Origin of the sequence: Glycomyces terrestris (assembly GCF_003933745.1) — a bacterium.
Classification (GTDB): Bacteria; Actinomycetota; Actinomycetes; order Mycobacteriales; family Micromonosporaceae; genus Glycomyces; species Glycomyces terrestris.
Genome location: NZ_RSEB01000003.1, coordinates 24,711 through 47,471 on the forward strand (window position 1 = coordinate 24,711; position 22,761 = coordinate 47,471).

20 protein-coding genes are annotated in these 22,761 nt (G+C 70.8%); 13 read left to right on the top strand and 7 right to left on the bottom strand.

Annotated features, from left to right (window positions below; all coding sequences use genetic code 11):
- The first annotated feature begins 76 nt into the window (after positions 1-76).
- From eccD to EIW28_RS24500, 3 genes are all read left to right on the top strand, one after another.
- Positions 77-1,480, top strand: coding sequence for a type VII secretion integral membrane protein EccD (gene eccD, locus EIW28_RS10055; RefSeq protein ID WP_158630359.1), 1,404 nt, complete (start codon positions 77-79; stop codon positions 1,478-1,480).
- A gap of 35 nt (positions 1,481-1,515) precedes the next feature.
- Positions 1,516-3,096 (top strand): type VII secretion protein EccB, encoded by a 1,581-nt coding sequence (eccB, locus tag EIW28_RS10060; protein ID WP_125247612.1) that lies wholly within the window; start codon positions 1,516-1,518, stop codon positions 3,094-3,096.
- A 129-nt stretch (positions 3,097-3,225) separates the two neighbouring features.
- Entirely contained in the window at positions 3,226-4,050 is an 825-nt protein-coding gene (locus tag EIW28_RS24500) for a nuclear transport factor 2 family protein (RefSeq protein ID WP_187350596.1), read from the top strand.
- A 59-nt stretch (positions 4,051-4,109) separates the two neighbouring features.
- Here the strand turns inward: EIW28_RS24500 and EIW28_RS10070 are convergent, their stop codons facing one another.
- Both EIW28_RS10070 and EIW28_RS10075 read right to left on the bottom strand, forming a co-directional pair.
- Positions 4,110-4,910: an SGNH/GDSL hydrolase family protein gene (locus EIW28_RS10070; protein WP_125247613.1), complete on the bottom strand. Its 801-nt coding sequence runs from the start codon at positions 4,908-4,910 to the stop codon at positions 4,110-4,112.
- A 134-nt stretch (positions 4,911-5,044) separates the two neighbouring features.
- Positions 5,045-5,848, bottom strand: a complete 804-nt coding sequence (locus tag EIW28_RS10075; RefSeq protein WP_197717191.1) for a GntR family transcriptional regulator — start codon at positions 5,846-5,848, stop codon at positions 5,045-5,047.
- A 223-nt stretch (positions 5,849-6,071) separates the two neighbouring features.
- Between EIW28_RS10075 and EIW28_RS10080 the strand changes: the two genes are divergently transcribed.
- The 10 genes from EIW28_RS10080 (at position 6,072) to EIW28_RS10125 (ending at position 16,846) form a co-directional block, all read left to right on the top strand.
- Positions 6,072-6,974 (top strand): transporter substrate-binding domain-containing protein, encoded by a 903-nt coding sequence (locus EIW28_RS10080; protein WP_125247614.1) that lies wholly within the window; start codon positions 6,072-6,074, stop codon positions 6,972-6,974.
- Positions 6,975-6,983: 9 nt separating this feature from the next.
- Positions 6,984-7,706, top strand: coding sequence for an ectoine/hydroxyectoine ABC transporter permease subunit EhuC (gene ehuC, locus EIW28_RS10085; RefSeq protein ID WP_125247615.1), 723 nt, complete (start codon positions 6,984-6,986; stop codon positions 7,704-7,706).
- A complete protein-coding gene (locus EIW28_RS10090) occupies positions 7,706-8,377 on the top strand; it encodes an amino acid ABC transporter permease (RefSeq protein WP_232013909.1) in 672 nt (223 codons plus the stop codon). The genes ehuC and EIW28_RS10090 overlap by 1 nt, the downstream gene beginning before the upstream one ends.
- Positions 8,358-9,167, top strand: coding sequence for an ectoine/hydroxyectoine ABC transporter ATP-binding protein EhuA (ehuA, locus tag EIW28_RS10095; protein ID WP_269462602.1), 810 nt, complete (start codon positions 8,358-8,360; stop codon positions 9,165-9,167). Before EIW28_RS10090 ends, ehuA begins: the two co-directional genes overlap by 20 nt.
- Before the next feature lie 183 nt (positions 9,168-9,350).
- Positions 9,351-10,031: a potassium channel family protein gene (locus EIW28_RS10100; RefSeq protein WP_125247616.1), complete on the top strand. Its 681-nt coding sequence runs from the start codon at positions 9,351-9,353 to the stop codon at positions 10,029-10,031.
- Positions 10,028-11,374 carry a TrkH family potassium uptake protein gene (locus tag EIW28_RS10105; protein ID WP_125247617.1) on the top strand — a complete coding sequence of 449 codons (1,347 nt, stop codon included), beginning with the start codon at positions 10,028-10,030 and terminating at the stop codon, positions 11,372-11,374. Before EIW28_RS10100 ends, EIW28_RS10105 begins: the two co-directional genes overlap by 4 nt.
- 94 nt (positions 11,375-11,468) lie before the next feature.
- Positions 11,469-13,883, top strand: coding sequence for a sensor histidine kinase (locus EIW28_RS10110; RefSeq protein ID WP_125247618.1), 2,415 nt, complete (start codon positions 11,469-11,471; stop codon positions 13,881-13,883).
- 11 nt (positions 13,884-13,894) lie between these two features.
- Complete coding sequence (locus EIW28_RS10115; RefSeq protein ID WP_125247619.1) at positions 13,895-14,296, top strand: roadblock/LC7 domain-containing protein; 402 nt, start codon at positions 13,895-13,897, stop codon at positions 14,294-14,296.
- Between the two features lie 224 nt (positions 14,297-14,520).
- Entirely contained in the window at positions 14,521-16,197 is a 1,677-nt protein-coding gene (gene ctaD, locus EIW28_RS10120) for an aa3-type cytochrome oxidase subunit I (protein WP_125247620.1), read from the top strand.
- Positions 16,198-16,291: 94 nt separating this feature from the next.
- Entirely contained in the window at positions 16,292-16,846 is a 555-nt protein-coding gene (locus tag EIW28_RS10125; protein WP_125247621.1) for an isochorismatase family protein, read from the top strand.
- Between the two features lie 52 nt (positions 16,847-16,898).
- Here the strand turns inward: EIW28_RS10125 and EIW28_RS10130 are convergent, their stop codons facing one another.
- From EIW28_RS10130 to EIW28_RS10150, 5 genes are all read right to left on the bottom strand, one after another.
- Positions 16,899-18,125, bottom strand: a complete 1,227-nt coding sequence (locus EIW28_RS10130) for a hypothetical protein (RefSeq protein ID WP_125247622.1) — start codon at positions 18,123-18,125, stop codon at positions 16,899-16,901.
- Positions 18,122-18,679, bottom strand: coding sequence for an RNA polymerase sigma factor (locus EIW28_RS10135; protein ID WP_125247623.1), 558 nt, complete (start codon positions 18,677-18,679; stop codon positions 18,122-18,124). Before EIW28_RS10135 ends, EIW28_RS10130 begins: the two co-directional genes overlap by 4 nt.
- A 178-nt stretch (positions 18,680-18,857) precedes the next feature.
- The gene (locus EIW28_RS10140; RefSeq protein WP_125247624.1) at positions 18,858-19,625 is read right to left on the bottom strand and encodes an isoprenyl transferase; all 768 of its coding nucleotides are present in this window, start codon (positions 19,623-19,625) and stop codon (positions 18,858-18,860) included.
- Positions 19,626-19,722: 97 nt separating this feature from the next.
- The gene (locus EIW28_RS10145; RefSeq protein WP_408612210.1) at positions 19,723-21,579 is read right to left on the bottom strand and encodes a phosphoenolpyruvate carboxykinase (GTP); all 1,857 of its coding nucleotides are present in this window, start codon (positions 21,577-21,579) and stop codon (positions 19,723-19,725) included.
- Between the two features lie 616 nt (positions 21,580-22,195).
- Positions 22,196-22,750, bottom strand: coding sequence for a hypothetical protein (locus tag EIW28_RS10150; protein ID WP_125247626.1), 555 nt, complete (start codon positions 22,748-22,750; stop codon positions 22,196-22,198).
- Between the last annotated feature and the right edge of the window lie 11 nt (positions 22,751-22,761).

The window sequence follows — 22,761 nt, forward strand, 5'->3', positions numbered from 1 at the left end:
GGTACACCCGCCGTTGCATGCGGGATTTATCCTTTTACAGTCCCCCCGATTCCGACCCGACCCGGAGGTTCGCGCGGTGAGCACCAAGTCGGCCACTCTCTCCAGGGTGACGATCGTCAGTCCACGCACCAGGATCGACCTCGCACTGCCCTCTGACATCCCCCTCTCCGACCTGCTGCCCACGATCCTGCACCAGGCCGGCGAGTACTACATCGACGAGGCGGGAGACAACGGCGGCTGGATCCTGTCGCGCCTCGGCGAGGACGCGATCGACACCGGGCACTCGTGCTCGCAGCTGTCGATCAGCGACGGCGAGATGCTGTACCTGAACCCGGCGGACGCGGCCAAGCCCGAGATCGTGTTCGACGACATCATCGACGCGGTCGCCACCGCGACCGAGCAGCGCGGCAACCGCTGGGACTACCTCGCGACGAAGCGCTTCAGCGTCGGCGTCGGCACCGCCGCCCTCGGCGTCGGCGCGATCGCGCTGCTGCTGACCGCCCACCTCGCGAGCGCGATCGTGGCCCTGTCGGTGGCGCTGGTCCTGGTCGGCGCCTCGGCGCTGCTCTCGCGCGCCGTCGGCGACTCGCGCGCCGCCACCTACTTCGGCGTCACCGCCGTCCTGTACTCCGGCGTGGGCGGCCTGCTCATCGCCGCCGGGCAGCGGGGCCTGTTCGACCTGGCCGGGCCGCACGTGCTCATCGCGGCCTCGGCGATCCTGCTGTTCAGCGTGCTGGCGATGGTGGCCGTGGGCGACATGGCCTCGGCGCCGGTGTTCATCGTGACGATCCTCGGAGCCGTGGTCCTGGGCGTCTCGACGGCGCTGATGATGGTGATCCCGCAGGGCACGGCCGCGACGGCCGCGGGCATCGCGGCGCCGCTGGCGCTGGCGATCCTGCCGGGCGCGCCGCGCCTGGCGCTCACGATGGCGATGGTGCCGACCCCGACGCTCCCGACGACGACCGAGGAGCTGAAGGAGGGCGACACCGAGGCCATCGACGGCAAGCGGATCCTGAAGCTCTCCGAGCACGCCGGGAACTACCTGGAGGCGCTGTACTCGTTCGCGGCGGTCACCGGCCTGGTGTCGGCGATCGCGCTGGCGTTCTCGGGGACGCTCCCGGGCCTGATCCTCTCCACGATCCTGTCGCTGGTGCTGCTCAGCCGCGCCCGCACGATCGAGGACCGCCCGGCGCGCATCGTGATGCTCACCGGCGGCATGGGCGGCCTGGCCGCGACCCTCGCCGCGATCTTCGTGGCGAGCGAGGGCAACATCCTGCTGCGCCTCACCGTGATCCTCGGCGCGCTCACGCTGCTGACGCTCATCGCGATGGTCTACGGCCTGGCCGTGGCCGGCAAGAAGATCGCGCCCACCTGGGGCCGCAGCCTCGACATCATCGAGGCGCTGCTCATCGTGTCGATCCTGCCGCTGGTCGGCTGGGTCTGCAACCTGTACGACATCGCGCTGTCGCTGCGGGGCTAGCCCCGACTCCCCCACGATCCGAGAGGCGAATTCCGATGCCCCAGATGCGTTCCCGCCGCGAGCAGGTGGACGCCCACAAGTTCATCACCTCGCGGATGAACCAGGCGCTGGTGCTGGCCAACCCCGACTCGATCGAGCGGCCGCTGCGGCGCATCGGCCTGTCGATCTTCGTGTCGGTCATGGTGCTGGCGCTGGTGTTCGGCGGCTTCGCCGTGGCGACGCTGTTCGGCAAGGGCAACGACCTGCCGCAGCTGAACCACATCATCCAGGTCAAGGGCACCAGCGCGCTGTACGTGTACACGACCGCGGACGGCAAGGACCCGAGCGAGGGCAACGAGGCGAAGCTGTGGCCGGTCACGAACTTCACGTCGGCGCTGCTGCTGCTCCAGCCCTACCAGGGCGACCCGCCGGTGCAGTCGCTGAAGGCGACGTCGCTCAAGGACATCCCGCGCGGCTTCATGGTCGGCCTGACCGACGTGCCCGCGCAGCCGCCGACGAAGGAGGAGCTCCTCCAGGACCAGGACTGGAACGCGTGCTCGATGCCGCGCGAGGTCGGCAGCACCGACGCGTTCCAGCTGACGCAGCTGGTGATCGAGGACATGGCGGAGCCGACGTCGTGGCTCGGCGAGGAGCAGTGGGTGCTCGCGAAGGTCGCCGAGGACGCCGAGGCGGGCGAGGAGCGGTACTACCTGCTGTGGAACGACCGCAAGTACCGGATCGACGACCTGAGCGTGCTCAACTCGCTGGGCCTGAACGAGAACCAGGCGGTGCCGGTCAACGCGAACGTCATGACGACGATCAAGGACGGCGCACCGGTGCAGGTCGACATCGAGCAGTACTTCACCTCGACCTCGACCGAGGACGTCAAGACCGAGTCCGGGGCGACCGTGGTCTACGGGCAGCCGCTGGAGATCGCGGGCGCGTTCTACGTGCTGCTCCAGACCGCTGACAACGGCGACGAGTTCGCACCGATCACCGAGGTCCAGATGGAGCTGCTCCAGTCGGAGTACGGCGAGCCGGTGACCGTGACCCCGCAGGTGCGCGACGAGATCGGCGCGCAGGCGACGTACGGCTCGGACATCTTCCTGACCGACGTCCTCAAGGACGCGGTGTGGAACCCCGAGGGCGAGCGGCCGGCGCTGTGCGCGGTGTACGACCCGCAGGCGCAGGAGGAGGGCAACACGAAGATCGAGATCGCCCTGTACGACTCGGCGCCGCAGACGCTGACGAGCGCGGCCGAGTCGGTCGAGTTCACCCCCGACGGCGACATCCACTCCAGCGTCGACAACCTCGCCGCGCAGACGGTGCTGGCGCCGGGCCGGGCCGTGCTCGCCGACGCGCGCACCGACGAGGGCGCGACCGTCCAGGGCAACACGTACCTGATCGACAGCCTGGGCTTCCAGTACGGGATCGTCGACGAGGGCCAGACGGACTCGACGCAGAACCTCCTCGGCTACCAGGGGGTGGCGGCGGTGTCGGTGCCGGACACGATGCTCTCGCTGGTGCCCCCGGGCACCGACCTGGACCCGTGGGAGGCGCGGAAGCAGCTGACGATCGACGACAGCGAGGCGACGCGCTACGACACGGGCGAGGAGACCGCCCAGGAGGGCGGCTGACGCCCAGTGACGCCTGAGGCCGCCGCGGACCGTAGGGTCCGCGGCGGCTTTGGCGTTTTCTGGGGATTCAGGGGTGGCCCACCCGTGTTAGCCTGGCGCGACACACTCCCGACAAAACGAGGAAGCGTCATGGCCTACCCGCCGCAGCAGCCGGGGTTCGACCCCAATCAGCAACCGCCCTACGGGCAGCAGCCGGGGTACGGCCAGCAGCCCCAGCAGCCCGGGTACGGCCAGCAACCGGGCTACGGGCAGCAGCCCGGATACGGCGCCCAGCCGGGCTACGGGCAGCAGCCGGGGTACGGCCAGCAGCCCCAGCAGCCCGGATACGGGCAGCAGCCGGGCTACGGGCAGCAGCCCGGGTACGGCGCCCAGCCGGGCTACGGCGCGCCGCTGCCGCCGGCCCCGAAGTCGAAGACCCCGCTGATCCTCGGCATCGCCGGCGGCGCGGTCGTCCTGATCCTCGCGATCGTCCTCGTGGTGCTCAAGCCGTGGGGCGGCGCGGGCGCGCCGAGCGCCTCCGACTCCCCCGAGGACGTCGCCAACAAGGCGCTCCCGCTCATGGGCGACATGTTCGAGGCCGCGTACTCCGGCGACACCGCCGCGGTCGAGGGCGTCATCGAGGACTTCAAGCCGTTCCTGTGCGACGACATGCTCGCCGAGATGGAGGGCATGGCCGACGAGTTCGACTACAGCTCCATGATGGAGGAGCAGGGCATGTCGGACGTGCCCCCGATCGACATCGACGTGAACTTCTCGTACGAGATCACCGGCTCCACCGAGAACGGCGACACCGCGACGGTCGACTACACCGTCAGCTACAACTCGCCGGTGCCCGAGTTCGGCGACGACGGGCTGTCGATCACCGGCTGGACGTCCGAGCCGGTCGAGAACGAGCCCGACACCATGGACTTCGTGAAGGAAGACGGCGTCTGGAAGGCGTGCGGCGAGGTCTGACCCCCGAGCATGCGCGGAGGGCCCCGGCGGATGCCGCCGGGGCCCTCCGCGCGTCCGGGTCACACGAGCGCGTCGAGCAGGCGGAAGTAGCCGTCGCGCTGGCCGGCGGTGTTGGGGTGGTAGGACTCGCTGATCGGGTACGAGATGCCGTTGAGCCACTCGGTGTCGTCGCAGACGGCGTGGCCGTGGAAGGCGGAGCGCACGTCGATGTAGTCGAAGTCGTGGCTCGCCGCGACGGTGCCGATGACGCTGGCGAGGAGGTCGGCCGCGGCGTTGAGCTGCGACTGCTCGCCGGGGCTGATGCGGGTGATGGCGTTGCACTCCTCGCCGTTGAACAGGCGCGGGTAGCCGAGGACGACGACCTGCGCGTTCGGGGCGGCGGCCTCGACGGCGTCGTAGACGGCGTGGAGCCGGGCGGGCAGCTGGTTGCGGATGTACGCCTCGGCGGCGTCGATCTGCGCGTCGCAGGTCCACGGGTACGGGTAGGCGCACCGCTGCACGACCCCGGCCCAGCCGGTGTCGTTGCCGCCCACGGTGATCGTCACGAGGTCGGTGGAGGCCGAGAGCGCGCCGAGCTGGTCGTTCAGGACGTCGCCGGTCTTCGCGCCGCCGCAGGCGGCGAACTCGAGGTCGGCGCCGAGCTCCTCGGCGAGCAGGGACGGGTAGGCGGCCGCGGAGCGCGAGCACCCGCTGCCGTCGTCGAGGTACGAGCGGGTGCCGACGCCGGAGGCGTACGAGTCGCCGAGGGCCACGTACTCGAAGGTCTGGGCTTGGGCGGCGCCGCTGGTCAGCGCCAGGACCGACACGACGGCGGCGGCCAGGGCCGCCGCCATTGCGGTGATTCGCCGGGGGAGGGACATTTCGGGCTCCGTCTCGAATTGTGTCCGGACTGGGGAGCCTCAGTTATATCGGTTGCATAACGCACAGTCCACCGACGGAACATGCCAAGTCGGGAAATTTACCCCGTACGACACGTGCTGCGCGGCAGGGGTTCTCAGAGCCCCTCGGGGAGGTCGAGGCGGTCGAGCGGCTGCGGCTCGCCCGGGGTCTCGGCCAGCAGCCGGTCCGATTCGTCCTCTGTGGCGTCCTCGGGCTCGGCGAGGAGCCGCCGCACCTCGGCCTCCAGGTGGACCTGGACGAGGGCCTCGAAGCGCTCGCCGTCCTCGGCCGCCAGCGCCTCGACGAAGCCGACGTGCTCGGCGACGAGGTCGCGGTGGACCTCGAAGTGCTCGAACATCGAGAAGGTGCACAGGCGCGTCTCGATGAGGAGGGTGCCGAGCATGCGGGCGAGGCGCAGGGACCCGCCCCAGGCGGCGAGGACGCGGTGGAAGTCGAGGTAGGCGTCGCCGAGGGCGCGGGCGTCGTCCTTCTTGAGGGCGCGCTGCATGCGCTTGACCTCGGCGCCGAGTTCGGCGAGGACGGTGCGGCGCTCGGCGGCGGGGAGGGTGAGGATGCGGCGGCCGAGCTCGGGCTCGATGCGGGCGCGGAGCCAGTGGATGTCGCGCACGTCCTCGGGGGTCATGGTGCGCACGGCGAGGCCGCGGCGGCGCGGGATGACCAGGAGTCCTTCGGCGGTGAGGCGCTGCATGGCCTCGCGGAGGGGGCCGCGGCTGACGCCGAGCTGGTAGGCGAGTTCGGCCTCGCCGAGGACGGTGCCGGGCGGCAGGGAGCCGTCGACGACCGCTTCGCGGAGGCGCTCGGCGATGAGGTCCACCGTCGAGGCGCGGCGCACGGGGGCGAGCCGCCCCACTTGGCGGCCGCCTTCGAGCCCGCTCAGTCCGCTGCTGCGAGTCGCCACGTCGTCCCGTTCTCCCTCTGTCGCTTCTGGGCAGCATCTTACTGCCGACCCGTACACCACGTTCGGTGTCGGGACCCGGTTGCGCCGGGCGGGCGGGCGGTGCCGCGGGCCGCTCCGGGCGGCTTGCGCTTTCGTTACCGAACGTCGATAATCTGATTGTCGACAAACTTACAATAGAACGTTAGGGTCGGCAAGACACCCCGACCGACTCAGGAGGCGACACGTGTCGAACGAACTGCATCTCAACCGCCGCCGGCTGCTCCTCGGCGGCTCCGCCGGGGCCGCGGCCCTCGCCCTCGGGGCCTGCTCGCGGACCGACGGCGGCGGGGGCGGGGGCCTGCTGGAGGAGGCCCAGGGCGGCGGGACCATCCGCGTCGCCTACGCCGACGAGGCCCCCTACGCCTACACCGGCGACGACGGCGCCGTCACCGGCTCGTCGGTGGACACCCAGCTCTACCTGCTCGACCGGCTCGGGATCAAGCCCGACCAGATCGAGTGGAAGCTCACCGAGTGGGACTCGCTCATCACCGGCCTGGGCACCAACCACGACATGGTCATCGCCGGCATGTACGTCACGCCCGAGCGGTGCGAGGCCGTGGCCTTCGCGAACCCCGAGTACGTCATGCCCGACGCGCTCATGACCCTGGCCGGGAACCCCGGCGGCCACACCGACTTCAACACCATGGCCGAGGGCGACGGCGTCGTCGGCGTCATGAACGGCACCAGCGAGCAGGAGATCGCCGACGCGGTCTTCGGCGAGGACCGCATCAACGTGCAGGCCAACCTCGACTCGCTCATCCTGGAGCTCAAGGCCGGCCGCTGCGACGCGATCGCGCTCACCAGCGCGAACCTGCGCCTCGCGGCCGAGGCCGACCCCGAGCTGGAGGTCACCGACGGGTTCTGGCTCGTCGACCCCGAGACCGGCGAGGACATCATCGGCGCCGGCGCGGCCGTGTTCCAGCCGGGCGACGCCGACTTCCGCGACGCGGTCAACGGCGAACTGGAGCGGCTCATCGCCGACCCCGCGACGTGGGAGGAGCTCACCGGCCCGTACGGCTACACCGTCGAGGAGAACCTCCCCGACGGCGTCACGGCCGAGGAGCTCTGCCCGGACACCTACCAGTAGGGAGGGTCCATGGACTTCGAAGCGGTCATCGAATCGCTCCCCCGGTACGGCGAGCCGCTGCTGGTCACCGTCGGGGTCACGGCCGCCTCCGCGGCGCTGGCGCTCGTCCTCGCGTTCGCGCTCGGGCTCATGACGGCCTCGCGGCGTCTGGCGGTGCGCGCCCCGGCGCGGGTGTTCGTGGAGTTCTTCCGCGGCTCCTCGGTGGTGGTGCAGCTGTTCTGGTTCGCGTACGCGATGCCGGTCGTGCTGGGCGTCCAGTTCGACCACCTCATCGCCGCCGGCGTCATCGCCCTCGGCCTCAACTACGGCGCCTACTGCTCCGAGGTGGTGCGCGGCGCGATCGCCGCGGTCCCGCAGGGGCAGCTCGAGGCGTCCGTGGCCCTGAACCTGACCCCGCTCCAGCGGATGCGGCTGGTCGTCCTGCCCCAGGCGTGGCCCGAGATGATCCCCTCGCTGTGCGCGTTCGCGATCATGCTGCTCAAGGCCTCGGCCCTGGTGTCGGTCATCGGCATCCTCGACATCACGTGGCTGGCCGGGCTCATCGGCAAGCAGCCCGGGCAGGACCGGCTGCTGCACTACGCGGTGGTGCTGGTGATCTACTTCGTCCTCGCCTGGCTCATCTGGACCGGCATGCGGGCGCTGGAGCGCCGGGCCAAGCGCGGCCTCGGCGTCGACGCGCGGCCCGCGAAGGGCCGGCTCGCGCCGGCCGTGGCGGCGGGGGGTGCGCGGTAGTGCAGACCGGCTGGAGCAACGCGACGGTCCGGGAGATCTTCCCGGCCATGTGGGACGGCTTCCTCGTGGTCCTCCAGGTCACCCTGGTGGCCGGCGTGATCGCGGTCGTCCTGGGCCTGCTCGTCGCCGTCGGCGAGCGCAACGGGCCCGCCTGGCTGCGCAGGCCCCTGAGCGGGGCCTTCCAGTTCATCCGGAACACCCCGCTGCTGGTGCAGGTGCTCATCGTCTGGACGGCGACGAGCCTGTACGTCAACCCCGACTGGAGCGCGTTCGCGGTCGGCTCGGCCGTCCTCGGCGTGCACTACGCGTCCTACACCTCCGAGACCTACCGGGCCGGGATCGACGCGATCCCCAAGGGCCAGTGGGAGGCCGCGACGGCGCTCAACCTCCCGACCCGCCGGGTCTGGGGCGCGGTGGTCCTCCCCCAGATGGCGCGCCGCTCCGCGGCCGCCGTCGGCAACTGGATCATCGCCATGTTCAAGGAGGTGCCGACCCTGTTCGTCATCGGCGTCATGGAGATGATCGCCGAGGCCCGGGCCTTCCAGGGCCAGCACTACACCGGGGCGGTCGAGGGGTACACCATCGCCGGCCTGCTGTTCCTCGCCGCCTCCTACCCCGTGGCGGTCGCGATGCGGAGATTGGAGATTCGCCTTGCCAAGTCCCACTACTGAGCCGCTGATCGAGTTCGACCGCGTCGACAAGTCCTTCGGGGACCTCAAGGTCCTCGACGAGCTGAGCTTCCGGGTCGACCCCGGCGAGCGCGTGACGCTCATCGGGCCCTCCGGCTCGGGCAAGACCACGATCCTCAGGCTGCTCATGACGCTCGAGCGGGTGACGCCGAAGGCCGACCCCGAGCGCGACGGCGGCGTCGTCTGGCTCGAAGGGGAGCCGTACTCGCACATGGAGAAGCGCGGGCGGCTCGTGCCCGCGAACGAGCAGTGGCTGCGCCGCCGCCGCTCCCGCGTCGGCATGGTCTTCCAGCAGTTCAACCTGTTCCCGAACATGAAGGTGCTCCGCAACGTCACCGAGGCGCAGGTCCACGTCGCCGGCCGCTCCAAGGAGGAGGCCGAGGCGAAGGCGCTCGACCTCCTCGACCTGGTCGGCCTCGCCGAGAAGACCGGCGAGTACCCCTCGCGGCTGTCCGGCGGCCAGCAGCAGCGCGTGGCGATCGCCCGCGCGCTCGCGATGGACCCGGACGTCCTCCTCCTCGACGAGGTCACCAGCGCCCTCGACCCCGAGCTCGTCGCGGACGTCCTCGCGGTCCTGCGCGACGTCGCCGGCTCCACGAGCATCACGATGCTGTGCGTGACGCACGAGATGGGCTTCGCCCGCGACGTCTCCGACCGCGTGATGATGTTCGACGGCGGCCGGATCGTCGAGCAGGGCCCGCCCGAGGCGATGTTCTCCGAGCCGCAAGAAGCCCGCACTCAGGACTTCCTCCGGGCCGTGCTGGCGGAGTAGGATTGGAGACTCCTCCATCCTTGGAGAGTGTTAGGGGTGTTCGAGGGGGGCGGTCATGAGGGGTTATCGACCGCCCTCCTCATTCCTGTCCGGCCGCCGGGCGGCCGCGGCGCCCGCGGGGTGCGGACGGGTGGCAGAATCAGACTTCGTGTCAGCACCTGATCCACGCCGGGAGACGAGCCGATGAACCTGTTCGGCCGGGGCGAGAACCTCCCCGAAGAGACCATCGCGGTGATCGGCCTGGGCCGCTTCGGGTCCGCCGTCGCCGAGTCGCTCACACGGCTGGGCCACGAGGTCCTCGCGATCGACGAGCGGCCCGAGATCGTCCAGCGCGCCTCCGAGACCCTCACGCACGTCGTGCAGGCCGACTCGACCGAGTCCGCGGTCCTGGTCCAGCTCGGCATCGGCGAGTTCGACCACGTCGTGGTCGCGATCGGCACCGACATCGAGGCGAGCGTCCTCACCGTCCTCGCCTGCGAGGAGGCCGGCGTCCGCGAGATCTGGGCGAAGGCCATCAACGCCAAGCACGGCCAGATCCTCCACCGCACCGGCGCCCACCACGTCGTCTATCCGGAGTGGGCGATGGGCGAGCGGGTCGCGCACCTGGTGAGCGGGCGCATGCTCGACTTCATCGAGTTCGACGACGGCTTCGCGATCGTGAAGACCAAGGCCCCCACCGAGGCGATCGGGAAGACGCTCGGCGAGTCGCGCCTGCGCTCGAAGTACGGCGTCACCGTCGTCGGCGTCAAGCAGCCCGGCGAGGACTTCACGTACGCCACCCCCGACACCGTGGTCTCCGAAGGGGACACCCTCATCGTCTCCGGGGCCACGACCAAGGTCGAGGCGTTCGCGTCCACCACATGATCCAGCAGGTCAAGGCGTTCTTCCGCCACCCCGGCCGCCTCATCCCCCTCCTGTTCGTGGCGGTCATCCTCGCGGGGACGCTGCTCCTCATGCTCCCGGTCGCGCACGTCGGCTCGCGGGCGACGCGCTTCACGGACGCGCTGTTCACCTCCACCTCCGCGGTGTCGGTGACGGGCCTGGCGGTGCTCGACACGCCCGTCCACTGGTCCTGGTTCGGGCAGTTCGTCATCATGCTGCTGTTCCAGATCGGCGGCTTCGGGATCATGACGAGCGCGGTCCTCATGGCCCTGCTCGTCACCCACAAGCTCGGGCTGCGCACCAAGCTCGCCACCCGCATGGAGGTCAGCCAGGCCCTCAACCTCGGCGACTTCAAGGCGATCCTGCTGCGCACCATCGTGTTCTCGCTCATCGTCGAGGCCGTCGCCGCGCTCGCGCTCGCGCTCCGCTTCTCGGCCCTGGACTACGACCTCGGCGCCGCCGTCTGGTACGGCGTGTTCCACTCGGTGAGCTCGTTCAACAACGCGGGCTTCGCGCTGTTCACCGACTCGCTCATGGGCTTCGCGACCGACCCGTGGATCTGCGTGCCGGTCGCGCTCGCCTCGATCCTCGGCAGCCTCGGCATGCCCGTGATCTACGAGGTGACCCGCCGCCACTGGGGCCGGCGCCAGTGGTCGGTCCACACCAAGCTCACCCTCATCGGCTCGGGGCTCCTCATCGTCCTCGGCTGGGGCGCCTACCTCGTCATCGAGTGGTCGAACCCGGCGACGTTCGGCCAGTGGGCCTGGTACGACCGGATCCTGCCGGCGTTCTTCCAGTCGGCGATGGTCCGCGCCAGCGGGTTCAACTCGATCGACATCGGCGCGATGCGCGAGGACTCGCTGCTCGCCTCGATCATCCTCGCGTTCATCGGCGGCGGCTCCGCCTCGACCGCCGGCGGCATCAAGGTCACCACCTTCTTCCTGCTGCTCCTGGTGATCTGGGCGGAGGTGCGCGGCGAGCCGGACGTGACCGCGTTCCGCCGCCGCATCGACCCGCCCGTCATCCGCGAGGCGCTCACCGTCGCCCTCGTGTACGTCGCCTGCAACGCGTTCGGCGTGTTCCTCATGCAGCGCTTCGAGCCCGACATCGACATCACCTCGATCATGTTCGAGGTGACCAGCGCGTTCGCGACCATGGGCCAGTCCACCGGCATCACCTACGACCTGTCCGAGCCCTCCAAGTGGCTGCTGACGATCGCGATGTACACCGGCCGCGTCGGACCGGTGCTGTTCGCCGCGTCGCTGGCTCTTCGTGCACGAAAACGGCTATACCGGTACCCTTCGGCGCGGCCGCTCGTGGGGTGAGCCCCGCCTCAACAGCCACTGTGACGACAAGCGAAGATGGTGTCCAGCACGCCGCAGCGCGGTTCGTCGCCCCCAGGAAAGGACGCCCCCCGAGATGTCCCGTAAAGCCCGGCAGCGCACCAGTCGCCTCCCCATCCGGATGCAGTTGATGCTGCCGATCGCGGCGGCGCTCATGGGGATGCTGGTGCTCGGGCTGTTCCAGACGGTCAGCGTCTGGGACGAGTACCAGAACGCGACGGACGCCGAGGTGCTCGCGGGGCTCTCTGCCGACTTGAACGACGCCCTCGAGGCGCACCGCCTGGAGGCGGGCCCGCTGGTGCAGTCGGTCATCGACGGCGGCGGCGGCATGTTCGACTCCGCGGTGGCCCGCCGCGAGACCGACTTCGCGTTCGACCGGCTCGAGGAGCACACCCCTGGGGTGACCGCGCGCTTCCCCGACCTCGAGGACGACCTGGAGTCCCTGTTCGCGAAGGCCGGCGAGCTGGACTCGGCCCGCGCGGCCTTCGACCGGCTCGCCTCGGGCGAGGCGACCTTCGAGGACGAGGACGTCGCCGACGCCTACCTCGTCTACCGGGACGTGGCGAACAAGATCGTGGCGATCGCCGCGATCCTGCCGCGCCTGGTCGACGACGCCGAGGTCGCCGCGCACCTCGACTCGCTCGCGGCCCTCATGCAGGCCAGCCGGATCGCCGCGGAGATCCAGTTCACCGTCTCGACCGACCTGGTGGGCCTCGCGGAGGCGCAGGCGGTCGTGGTCGGGCGCGCCGAGCTGTCGAACGCCGCGTACATGTCGGGGAACTTCGACAGGCAGATCACCGAGTTCCAGGCGAACGCGTCGGCCGGCACGAGCGCGGTCTACAAGGAGGCCATGGACGCCGAGCCGATCGAGACCGCGCAGGAGGCCCTCGGGGTGTACGTGCGTGGGAACGTCCCGACGATCAGCCCCGAGGACTTCTCGGACGCGCAGGGCGCGATCGTCGCGGCCCTCGACAAGACCCAGCAGTCGGTCCTGGACGCGATGCAGGACGACGTCGAGGCGATCCGGGACGCGTCCTCGCGGACCCTGCTGACGACGTTCGCGCTGGTGATCGTGCTGGCGCTGACGTCGATCATCTCGGCGGCGATGCTGGCGCGGCGCATCAGCCTCCGCGTCGACGGCGTCCGCGAGGCGACCCTGACCGCCGCGTACGACACGCTGCCGAAGACCGTGGCCGCGGTGTCCCAGGCGGCCAACGCGGACGAGGTGGACCGGCTGCTCCAGACCGCGAAGCGCCAGACCGTCATGTCGACCGACTCGCGGTACGCCGACGAGCTCGACAGCCTCGCGGAGGCGTTCAGCGCCGCCCACCACCAGGCGCTGCGCCAGACGGCGAACCAGGCGCTGCTGCGCATCGACGTCGAGGCGATGATGAAGACGCTCGCCCGCCGCGGCCAGAGCCTCATCCGCCGCCAGCAGCAGGTCATGGAGTCGCTGGTGGAGCAGTCCCCGGACCACGCGGTCCCGGAGGAGTGGCGCAGCGTCTACCACCTGCTGGCCCGCATGCGCCGCAACGAGGAGAACCTGCTCCTGCTCGCGGGCGGGGACCCGCAGCGCCGCTACAACCACCCGGCGAACCTCGACACGATCATCCGCGACGCGGTGGCCGAGATCGAGGACGCCGGCCGCGTCGTGGTCGAGAACCAGGTCTCGGCCCGCCTCGAGACGAAGCCCGCCGGGGACCTGGTGCGCATCCTCGCGGAGCTGCTCGACAACGCGGCCGCGTACTCGCCGCCGACGCAGTCGGTGCGGGTGACCACGCGCCGTTCGGGTTCGGAGATCGTCATCTCGATCGCCGACGACGGCATCGGCCTCGCGCCCGAGCCGATGGCCGCGATCAACCGCCGCCTGGCGGAGCCGACCCAGCTGAACTCGGAGCTGACCGCGACCATGGGCCTCCTGGTGGTCGGGCGGCTCGCCGCCGAGCACTCGGTGAGCGTCCAGCTGCACTCCACGATGGGCAAGGGCACGCTGGCGCTGGTGCGCATCCCGGCGAGCGCGCACGCGGAGGACCCGGTGGGCCTGTCGCCGGACCAGGGCTCGGCCGCGCGGCTGGCGCTGTCGGCCCGCGCCGCGAACCTGCCGGTGACCGGGACGGGCGCGGAGACGGCCGCGCCGAGCGCCGTGGAGCCGATCGTGCCGCGCCCGCGCAAGGCCGGCCCGTCGCCCGAGCCACGTCCCGTAGCTGGTGGAACACTCAACGGAGGGAAGGCGGCGCAGGCCCCTGCGGGCCCCGCTCCCGAGACGCTGGATGTTACCTTCAGGAAGGTGAACCGAGCACTCGAACACTCCGGCAGGACCAACGGCGCCGAACTGCCCCGTCGCGCGCCGGGGTCCCGACTGCTCCCCGGCTCCGTCCCCAGCGCCCGGCCGGGCGGCGGCGCCGATCTCGACCCGGCGGAGATCCGGGACCGGCTCGCCGGTTTCGCCTCCGGCATCGCGGCGGCCGCCGCGCACGAACAACGCCAATAGAAAGCAGCGAGATGGATAGCAAGGACAAGAACGTCGGTGAACTCGACTGGCTCCTGACCTCCTTCGTGGAGAAGGTCCCGGACGTCTCCGAGGCGCTCACGGTGTCCGTCGACGGGCTGGCCATCGCCGCCTCCCGGGGGCTGTCGACCGACCGGGCCGACCAGCTCGCCGCCATCACCTCCGGGCTCGCGAGCCTGACGACGGGGGCGGCCAAGGTCCTCGACGCGGGCCGCATCCGCCAGTCCGTCATCGACATGGACGAGGGCGTGCTGCTGCTCATGGCCGTCGGCGACCGGGCCCAGCTCGCGGTCCTGGCGAACGCCGGCTGCGACCTCGGCCAGGTCGGCTACGAGACCGCCCTGCTGGTGAAGCGGGTGTACGCGGCGCTCGAGCCCGACGCCCGCGGGATCTAGGGCCCGTAGGAGATTGCTCACCCGCGCCGGGCCGCACCCATCGCGGGCCCGCGCGGGGGAATCCGCCGCAGTGATCCGCCGCGTATTCGACCTGCGACAACCACGGAACGCCCATCGCCCGGTCACGCTCCGCCACGCCGCTGGGGCTGCGCCCCTCCGCGTCGGCGGCGTTTCGCGGGGCTATGCTGCGTTCGCTACCTGGAAATGAATCTGGAGGCCCACAGGTGACCACGGTTGAGCCCAAGCTTGAGCCAACGCCGATCGTCGCGCGTCCCTGGCCGGTGCGCCGTGAGCCGAAGGGCTCCTGGCTCGCCCGCACGCTCCGCACGACCGACGCCAAGCAGATCGGCCTGCTCTATTTCGTGACGTCGTTCGCGTTCTTCGCGATCGGCGGCATCCTGGCCCTGCTGATCCGCGCCGAGCTGTTCCAACCCGGCCTCCAGATCGTGTCCTCCGAGCAGTTCAACCAGCTGTTCACGATGCACGGCACCATCATGCTGCTGATGTTCGCGACCCCGATCGTGTTCGCGTTCGGCAACTACCTGGTGCCCTTGCAGATCGGCGCGCCGGACGTCGCGTTCCCGCGCCTGAACGCGTTCGCGTACTGGCTGTACCTGCTCGGCTCGACCCTCGCGGTCGCCGGCTTCATCACCCCGGGCGGCGCGGCGTCCTTCGGCTGGTTCGCGTACCAGCCGCTGTCGAACGCCGTGAACTCCCCCGGGATCGGCGCGGACATGTGGTTCGTGGGCCTGGGCATCTCCGGTGCGGGCACGATCCTCGGCGCGGTCAACATGATCACCACGATCGTGACGATGCGCGCGCCGGGCATGCTCATGTTCCGGATGCCGATCTTCACGTGGAACATCCTGATCACCAGCCTGCTGATGATCCTGGTCTTCCCGATCCTGTTCGCCGCGCTCCTCGCCGTCATGGCCGACCGCCAGCTCGGCGCGCACGTCTTCGACTCGGAGACCGGCGGCGCGATCCTGTGGCAGCACCTGTTCTGGTTCTTCGGCCACCCCGAGGTGTACATCGTGGCGCTGCCGTTCTTCGGCATCGTCTCCGAGATCTTCCCGGTGTTCAGCCGCAAGCCGATCTTCGGCTACAAGACCCTGGTCGCGGCGACGCTCGCGATCGCGGGCCTGTCGATGGCCGTGTGGGCGCACCACATGTACGCGACCGGCGCGGTCATGCTGCCGTTCTTCTCGCTCATGACGTTCCTGATCGCGGTCCCGACCGGCGTCAAGTTCTTCAACTGGATCGGCACGATGTGGAAGGGCCAGCTGACCTTCGAGGCCCCGATGCTGTTCAGCATCGGCTTCCTGGTCACGTTCCTCCTCGGCGGCCTCTCGGGCGTCCTGCTCGCCAGCCCGCCGGTGGACTTCCACGTCTCCGACTCCTACTTCGTGGTCGCGCACTTCCACTACGTGCTGTTCGGCACGATCGTGTTCGCGGTCTACGCCGGCGTGTACTTCTGGTTCCCGAAGGTCGCCGGGCGCATGTACGACGAGCGCCTCGCGAAGGTCCACTTCTGGCTGACGTTCATCGGCTTCCACACCACGTTCCTGGTGCAGCACTGGCTCGGCGCCGAGGGCATGCCCCGCCGGTACGCCGACTACCTCCAGTCCGACGGCTTCACGACGCTGAACATGATCTCGACGATCGGCGCGTTCGTGCTCGGCCTGTCGACGCTGCCGTTCATCTGGAACCTGTTCAAGTCCTGGAAGGCCGGGCGCGTGGTCGAGACGAACGACCCGTGGGGCTACGGCGGCTCGCTCGAGTGGGCGACCAGCTGCCCGCCGCCGCTGCGGAACTTCGACCGCCTCCCGCGCATCCGCTCGGAGCGCCCCGTCTTCGACGAGAAGTGGGGACACCTGGTCAAGGAGGTCAAGGGCCACTAGCCCCGGACCACTGAAAAGCCCGCCGGCGCCGCGCCGGCGGGCTTTTCGCCGCCTGGACTACCGCTGCCGCGGCGGCGTCACTAGGATCGGTGACATGAGCCGGGCACTGATCGTGGTAGACGTCCAGAACGACTTCTGTGAAGGCGGGTCGCTGCCCGTCGCGGGCGGCGCCGCGGTCGCGGCGGCCGTCACGGAACTCATCAAGGCCGCCCCGGGCCGGTGGGACCACGTGGTCGCCACCCGGGACTGGCACATCGACCCGGGCCTGCACTTCTCGGCCGAACCGGACTTCCGCGACTCGTGGCCGCCGCACTGCGTGGTCGGCACCGCCGGGTCGGCGTTCCACCCCGACTTCGACCACACGCTCGCCGAGGCCGTGTTCGACAAGGGCGCGTACGAGGCCGCGTACTCGGGCTTCGAGGGCTCCTCGGGCGAGACGGGCCTGACGGAGTGGCTGCGCACCCGCGACGTGGACGCGGTCGACGTCGTCGGGATCGCCACCGACCACTGCGTGCGCGCGACCGCGCTCGACGCGGCCGCCGAGGGCTTCACGACGACGGTGCTCCTCGACTACACGGCCGCGGTCGCGGAGGAGACGAAGGCGAAGGCCCTGGAGGACTTCGAGCGCGCGGGCGTGGCGGTCAAATAAACCGTTCGGGCGGCGGGCCGGGGCGATGCGCCCCGGCCCGCCGCCCGCCCCGTCAGGTGACGTCGTCGACGATGAGCGACATGTTCCCGTAGTCGTTCGAGCCGTCGTAGTCGAAGGCGAACCCGTCCACGCCGTACATGGGCGTCCGGACCCGCACCTCGAGGTACGCGCCGCCCGCCTGGGCGTCGCCGCTCCACTCGTCGAACGGCGCCGGATCGACCGTCCACTCCTCGGTCACGGACTCCCCCGCCTCCAGCGCGGCGTACTCCTCGACGACCCGGTAGTCCTCGGTGCAGCCGGGCAGGCCGTCGACCTCCTCGACGGTGAGCGCCGCATCGGCGCACGCCGTGAGCGCGAACCCCTGGGACTCGTGGTCGCCGGTGTTCGTGATCGTGACCGCGGCCGTCCACGTGCCGTCCCCGTTGTCGGTCTTCTCGACCTCGACGGCGAGGTCGGCGATCCCCCACTTGTAGGCCGAGTCGGTGACGTCCTCGAGCTCGGCGCCGGTGCGGTACCGGAAGATCTCGTAGTCGAGCGGCCCCTGGTGGTCGGTGCCGTGGGGCTCGGGGACGAGCAGGAGCACCCCGGTGACGGCGGCCGGCGCGATGTCGATCAGCGGGAACGAGTCCAAGGTGCCGAGCGCGATCTCCTCGGTGACCTCCCAGCCGCCGTCCCCGTCGCCGGCGACGGACACCGCCTGGGTGAGCATCCCGTCGCCGGGGGCGCAGCCGAAGAGCGCGACCGCCTCGACCGGGCCGCCCTCCTCGAGCGTCGTCTGCACCAGCTTGAGGAGCCGGACGCTCCCGTCGCCGTACCCGGCGCCCGCCGCGTCGCTGATCGTCGCGGGCCCGGTCGGGCAGATGTCGTTCAGGCTCCCCTCGCCGGGGAAGAACTCGGGCAGCTCGATCTCGGCGCCGACGAGGTCGCCGAACGTCGGGAGGACCGGCTGGTCGAGGCCGGTCTCCTGGCCTTCGGGGACGCTGTTCGACCCGGCGCCGCCGTCCTCGGCGGGCGTGGTCTCCCGGGAGGTCGTCTCGTCGGTGGTCTCCTCGGCCGGGGACGGGTCGACCTCGTCGCCGTTGGACTCCTGGAGCCACCAGGCGGCGGGCACGGCCACGATGAGGGCGGCGAGCGCGGCCGCCAGGGCGCCCTTCGTGGCCCGGCGCCGGCGCACCCGGCCGTGGATCACGGCGGAGTCGACGGGGTCGACCATGAGCTCGGCGGTGTGCGCGAACTCCGCGAAGGCCTCTTCGAAGAGGTTCTCGTCTGGCGTGCTCATCGCTGCTCCATATCGTCTTGCACGGTGAGTCGGCCGGCGAGCGCGGCCTTCCCCCTGGTGAGCCAGGAGCGGACGGTGGCTTCGGCGACGCCTTCCTGCTCGGCGATCTCGGCGACGGTGAGTCCCGCCATGTACCGGAGGATCACGGCCTTGCGGTGGTGCGCGCCGATGCCGGCGAGCGCGCGCTGGAGGTCGACGCGGTCGCCGTCCGGGGCCTGCTCGTGGGTCTCGCGCTGCCGGTTGAGGAAGCGCTGCACGACGCTGCGGCGGCGCAGGTGACTGGTCGCCAGGTTCCAGGCGACGCGGCGCACCCACGCGGTGGGGTTCTCGTACTCGCGGACCTTCCGCCAGCGCGCGAGCGCCCGGCAGAACGCCTCGGCCACCAGGTCCTCGGCCTCGGCCCGGTCGCCGGTGTAGGCGTAGATCTGGGCGGTGACGGAGCGGACGTTGGCGGCGTAGAAGTCGTCGAACTCGAGGCTGGCGCGCATGGGCAGCAGCTGCGCCGCGGCGCTTCCCTCTCCTGGTGGAGCAGAGCTGTCGCGGGTGGGCGTCATAGGGGCTCCTCGCTACGTACGGCGGCTTGGGGGTCCGCACTGGATACACGAGGACCGGGCCGGGGGTGACGCACGCGGTGGTGGAGTTCTGGTTCACAGTTTTCGCGGCGGGGACGGCGAGCGCGTCGCCGTCGACGGCCCCGCGGCGTCCCACCGGTCGGGGTTTTCCTTCAGCGGGTCACTTGCCGTAGCGGCGGTCGCGGGTGGCGAAGGAGCGGACGGCGCGGAGGAAGTCGACGCGGCGGAAGTCGGGCCAGTTGGAGTCGCAGAAGTAGAACTCGGAGTACGCAGACTGCCAGAGCAGGAAGCCGGAGATGCGCTGCTCGCCGGAGGTGCGGATGACGAGGTCGGGGTCGGGCTGGCCGGTCATGTAGAGGTGGCGGGCGATGGAGTCGGCGTCGAGGGCCTCGGCGGCCTGTTCGAGGCTGGCGCCGGCGGCGGCCTGTTCGAGCATGAAGGAGCGGACGGCGTCGGCGATCTCGCGCTGGCCGCCGTAGCAGACGGCGAGGTTGACCTGCATGCCGCGTTTCTCGGCGGTGCGCTGCTGGGCGCGTTTGAGGGCGGCCTGGTGGTCTTCGGGGAGGAGGTCGAGGGCGCCGACCATGCGGAGCTGCCAGGGCTGGTCGTCGTCGGCGAGTTCGCCGGCGAGCTCGTCGATGATGTCGAGGAGGGGGTCGAGCTGCTCCTTGGGCCGGGTGAGGTTCTCGGTGGAGAGGAGCCAGATGGTCACGTGCTCGACGCCGAGTTCGTCGCACCAGCCGAGGAAGCGCTCGATGTGCTTGGCGCCGGCGCGGTGGCCGTCGTTGGGGTCGGTGAGGCCCATGTCGCGGGCCCAGCGGCGGTTGCCGTCGACCATGACGCCGATGTGCCTGGGCAGGGGCTGGCCGGTCAGCTCGCGCGCGAGCCGACGCTCGTATATCCGGTAAAGCAGGTTCGAGATCGCCACAACCGGCAATTGTAGGCTCCGCGTTTTCGCGGCTCGCACGCTTCACCGGGCCGGGGCCTCGGGGGCCCCGGCCCGGGTCGCCGCCGGCGGCGGGCGGCTACCTTGCGTCGAGGCGCTGCTTGAGGGCGTCGAGCTCGGCCCACAGGACGGTGGGGAGGCGGTCGCCGAAGCGGGCGAACCAGCTTTCGACGAGCGGGACCTCCTCGGCCCATTCGGCGGGGTCGACGGCGAGCGCGGCGGCGAGGTCGTCGGCGGTGAGGCCGAGGCCGTCGGTGTCGATCGCGTCGGGCGTCGGGACGTACCCGATGGGGGTCTCGACGGCGGCGGCGCGGCCTTCGAGGCGTTCGACGACCCATTTGAGGACGCGGGAGTTCTCGCCGAAGCCGGGCCACAGGAAGCGGCCGTCGTCGCCGCGGCGGAACCAGTTGACGTAGAACACCTGCGGCATGAGGGCCTCGTCGGTGGCGGACTTGCCCATCTCGATCCAGTGGCCGAAGTAGTCGGCGGCGTTGTAGCCGATGAACGGCAGCATGGCCATCGGGTCGCGGCGGACGACGCCGACCTCGCCGGTGGCGGCGGCGGTGGTCTCGGAGGAGAGGGTGGCGCCCATGTACACGCCGTGGACCCAGTCGCGGGCCTGGGTGACGAGCGGGATGGTGGTGGCGCGGCGGCCACCGAAGAGGATCGCGTCGATCGGGACGCCGCGCGGGTCGTCGTACTGGGGCGCGAGGACCGGGCACTGCTTGATCGGCGTGCAGAAGCGGCTGTTGGGGTGGCTGGAGGGCTCCTCGGAGGCGGGGGTCCAGTCGCGGCCCTTCCAGTCGACCAGGTGGTCGGGGGCCTCGCCCATGCCCTCCCACCAGACGTCGCCGTCGTCGGTGAGGGCGACGTTGGTGAACAGGGTGTGGCCCTTCGCGATGGTGCGCATGGCGTTCGGGTTGGTGTGGTAGTCGGTGCCGGGCGCGACGCCGAAGAAGCCGTACTCGGGGTTGGAGGCCCACAGGCGGCCGTCCTCGCCGAAGCGGAGCCAGGCGATGTCGTCGCCGAGGGTCTCGACCTTCCAGCCGGGGATGGTGGGTTCGAGCATGGCGAGGTTGGTCTTGCCGCAGGCGCTGGGGAACGCGCCGGTCACGTGGTAGACCTTCCCTTCGGGGCTGGTGAGGCGGAGGATGAGCATGTGCTCGGCCATCCAGCCCTCGTCGCGGCCCATGGCGGAGGCGATGCGCAGGGCGTAGCACTTCTTCCCGAGGAGGGAGTTGCCGCCGTAGCCGGAGCCGTAGGACCAGATCTCGCGGTCCTGCGGGAAGTGGGAGATGTACTTGGTGCCGTTGCAGGGCCAGGGGACGTCGCTCTGGCCGGGGGCGAGGGGCGCGCCGACGGAGTGGAGGCACTTGACGAAGTCGGCGCTCTGCCCCATCTTCGCGAGGACCTCGGCGCCCATGCGGGTCATGATGTGCATGGACGCGGCGACGTAGGCGGAGTCGGTGAGCTCGACGCCGAACATGGGCTGCTCGGCGTCGAGGGAGCCCATGCAGAAGGGGACGACGTACATGGTGCGCCCGCGCATGGAGCCGCGGTAGAGGCCGGTCATGGTCTCGCGCATGTAGTCGGGGGCGGTCCAGTTGTTGGTGGGGCCGGCGTCCTCGGGGTCCTCGGAGCAGATGAAGGTGCGCTCCTCGACGCGGGCGACGTCGCCGGGGTCGGTGCGGGCGAGGAACGAGTCGGGCTTGGCGGGGACCGGGACGAGGGTCCCGAAGGCGACGAGCTCGGCGGTCAGCCGCTCCCATTCGGCCCGGCTGCCGTCGCACCACACGATCTGGTCGGGGTCGGTCAGCTCGGCGATCTCGCCGACCCACGCGAGGAGGCGGTGGTGGCGGGTCGGCGGGTCGGTGAGTCCGACTGCGGGGTTGTCGGCGGCGGTCTCTGCCGCGGGTGCGGCGGCGGCGACTTCGATGCTCACGGTGGCTCCTTCGGTCGGCTTCTGGGCACGGACGCGGGCGCTCCGGCCGGGGCCGGTCCTTCGGACGCTACGGGAACCGGCGCGAGCGCGCAGGCACTCGTGCGTGATTGAGCGGACGCTGAGCAGGCGCTCCGCCTCCGGGCACCCTGCGCTTGCGCATTCAAGCTCGCTACGATCACAACTACTTGCACTTTCTGCGCCACCGCGCAGCATCGATCATCGGTGCTGGAATTTGACCGTTGCTCTCAACTAATGCGCTCGGTTTCGAGCATGGAACGAGCGCGTTAGATCGCGGTCGCGGGACGGTTACCCGCCCGTGTCGTCGCGTTTTGCGGTGAATCCGCCCACAGCGGCGCGTCTTGGGTGAAGATGCACTCCAAGTGGCAGCACGAACCGTTGGAGGGCCGATGGCGCACCGCGAACCGGAACCGCAGCCGGGCCGCAGGACCGGGGTCGTCGCCTTCGCGGTCGCGATCGTGGTCGTGCTGGCGATCGTGCTGGTGTACTTCCTGCTCCGCTGAGCACGCGCTGCTCCGCTGAACAGGTTCTGGTCCGCTGAGCACGCGAAAGGGCGGAGGCGCGCCGCGCCTCCGCCCTCGTCCGCTCGCGCTCAGACCGCGGGGCCGCGGCGGCGCAGCTCGTCGACGCTGAGCATGGCCTCGCGCAGTTCCTTGAGCCAGTCCTCGGCGTGCTGCTCGACCAGGCGCACGCACCACGCGAGCGCGTCCTGGCGGGACGCGGCCACGCCGGAGCCGACGAGCGTGTCGAGGACGAGCCGCTCGGGCTGGCGCAGCCGGGTCGTGACCGGCAGCGACTGGTGCGTGAACACCATCGTGGTCGACCCGCAGCGCGCGCCCCACGACGCCTGCCGGTGATAGCGGTACTGGAGCTGCTGCGCGATCTGGACCCGCATGTCGCGCGTGGCCTCCCGGAACCGCGAGATGCGGCCCTCCTCGGTCGCGGCCCGGTCGGACTCGGTGGCGTCGGCCGGGTGGTCCGGGGTCGGCAGCGGGCAGATGATGATCATCTCGTCGCGGTCGACGGTGACGTCCGGCATCCCGGCGATCCAGCCGTCGGGGACGATCCCGTAGATCCAGGCCGGGGCGTCGTCAGTGGACGGCAGCGGGCCGTACTGCCACGAGCCGGTGTCGTCGATGGCGGCCATGCACGGGCCTC

Excerpts from the sequence above, each read along its gene's own strand:
- eccB (WP_125247612.1), top strand. The coding sequence starts at position 1,516 with ATGCCCCAGATGCGTTCCCGCCGCGAGCAGGTGGACGCCCACAAGTTC.
- EIW28_RS24500 (WP_187350596.1), top strand. The coding sequence starts at position 3,226 with ATGGCCTACCCGCCGCAGCAGCCGGGGTTCGACCCCAATCAGCAACCG.
- EIW28_RS10070 (WP_125247613.1), bottom strand. The coding sequence starts at position 4,910 with ATGTCCCTCCCCCGGCGAATCACCGCAATGGCGGCGGCCCTGGCCGCC.
- ehuC (WP_125247615.1), top strand. The coding sequence starts at position 6,984 with ATGGACTTCGAAGCGGTCATCGAATCGCTCCCCCGGTACGGCGAGCCG.
- EIW28_RS10100 (WP_125247616.1), top strand. The coding sequence starts at position 9,351 with ATGAACCTGTTCGGCCGGGGCGAGAACCTCCCCGAAGAGACCATCGCG.
- EIW28_RS10105 (WP_125247617.1), top strand. The coding sequence starts at position 10,028 with ATGATCCAGCAGGTCAAGGCGTTCTTCCGCCACCCCGGCCGCCTCATC.
- EIW28_RS10110 (WP_125247618.1), top strand. The coding sequence starts at position 11,469 with ATGTCCCGTAAAGCCCGGCAGCGCACCAGTCGCCTCCCCATCCGGATG.
- EIW28_RS10115 (WP_125247619.1), top strand. The coding sequence starts at position 13,895 with ATGGATAGCAAGGACAAGAACGTCGGTGAACTCGACTGGCTCCTGACC.
- EIW28_RS10125 (WP_125247621.1), top strand. The coding sequence starts at position 16,292 with ATGAGCCGGGCACTGATCGTGGTAGACGTCCAGAACGACTTCTGTGAA.
- EIW28_RS10130 (WP_125247622.1), bottom strand. The coding sequence starts at position 18,125 with ATGAGCACGCCAGACGAGAACCTCTTCGAAGAGGCCTTCGCGGAGTTC.
- EIW28_RS10135 (WP_125247623.1), bottom strand. The coding sequence starts at position 18,679 with ATGACGCCCACCCGCGACAGCTCTGCTCCACCAGGAGAGGGAAGCGCC.
- EIW28_RS10150 (WP_125247626.1), bottom strand. The coding sequence starts at position 22,750 with ATGGCCGCCATCGACGACACCGGCTCGTGGCAGTACGGCCCGCTGCCG.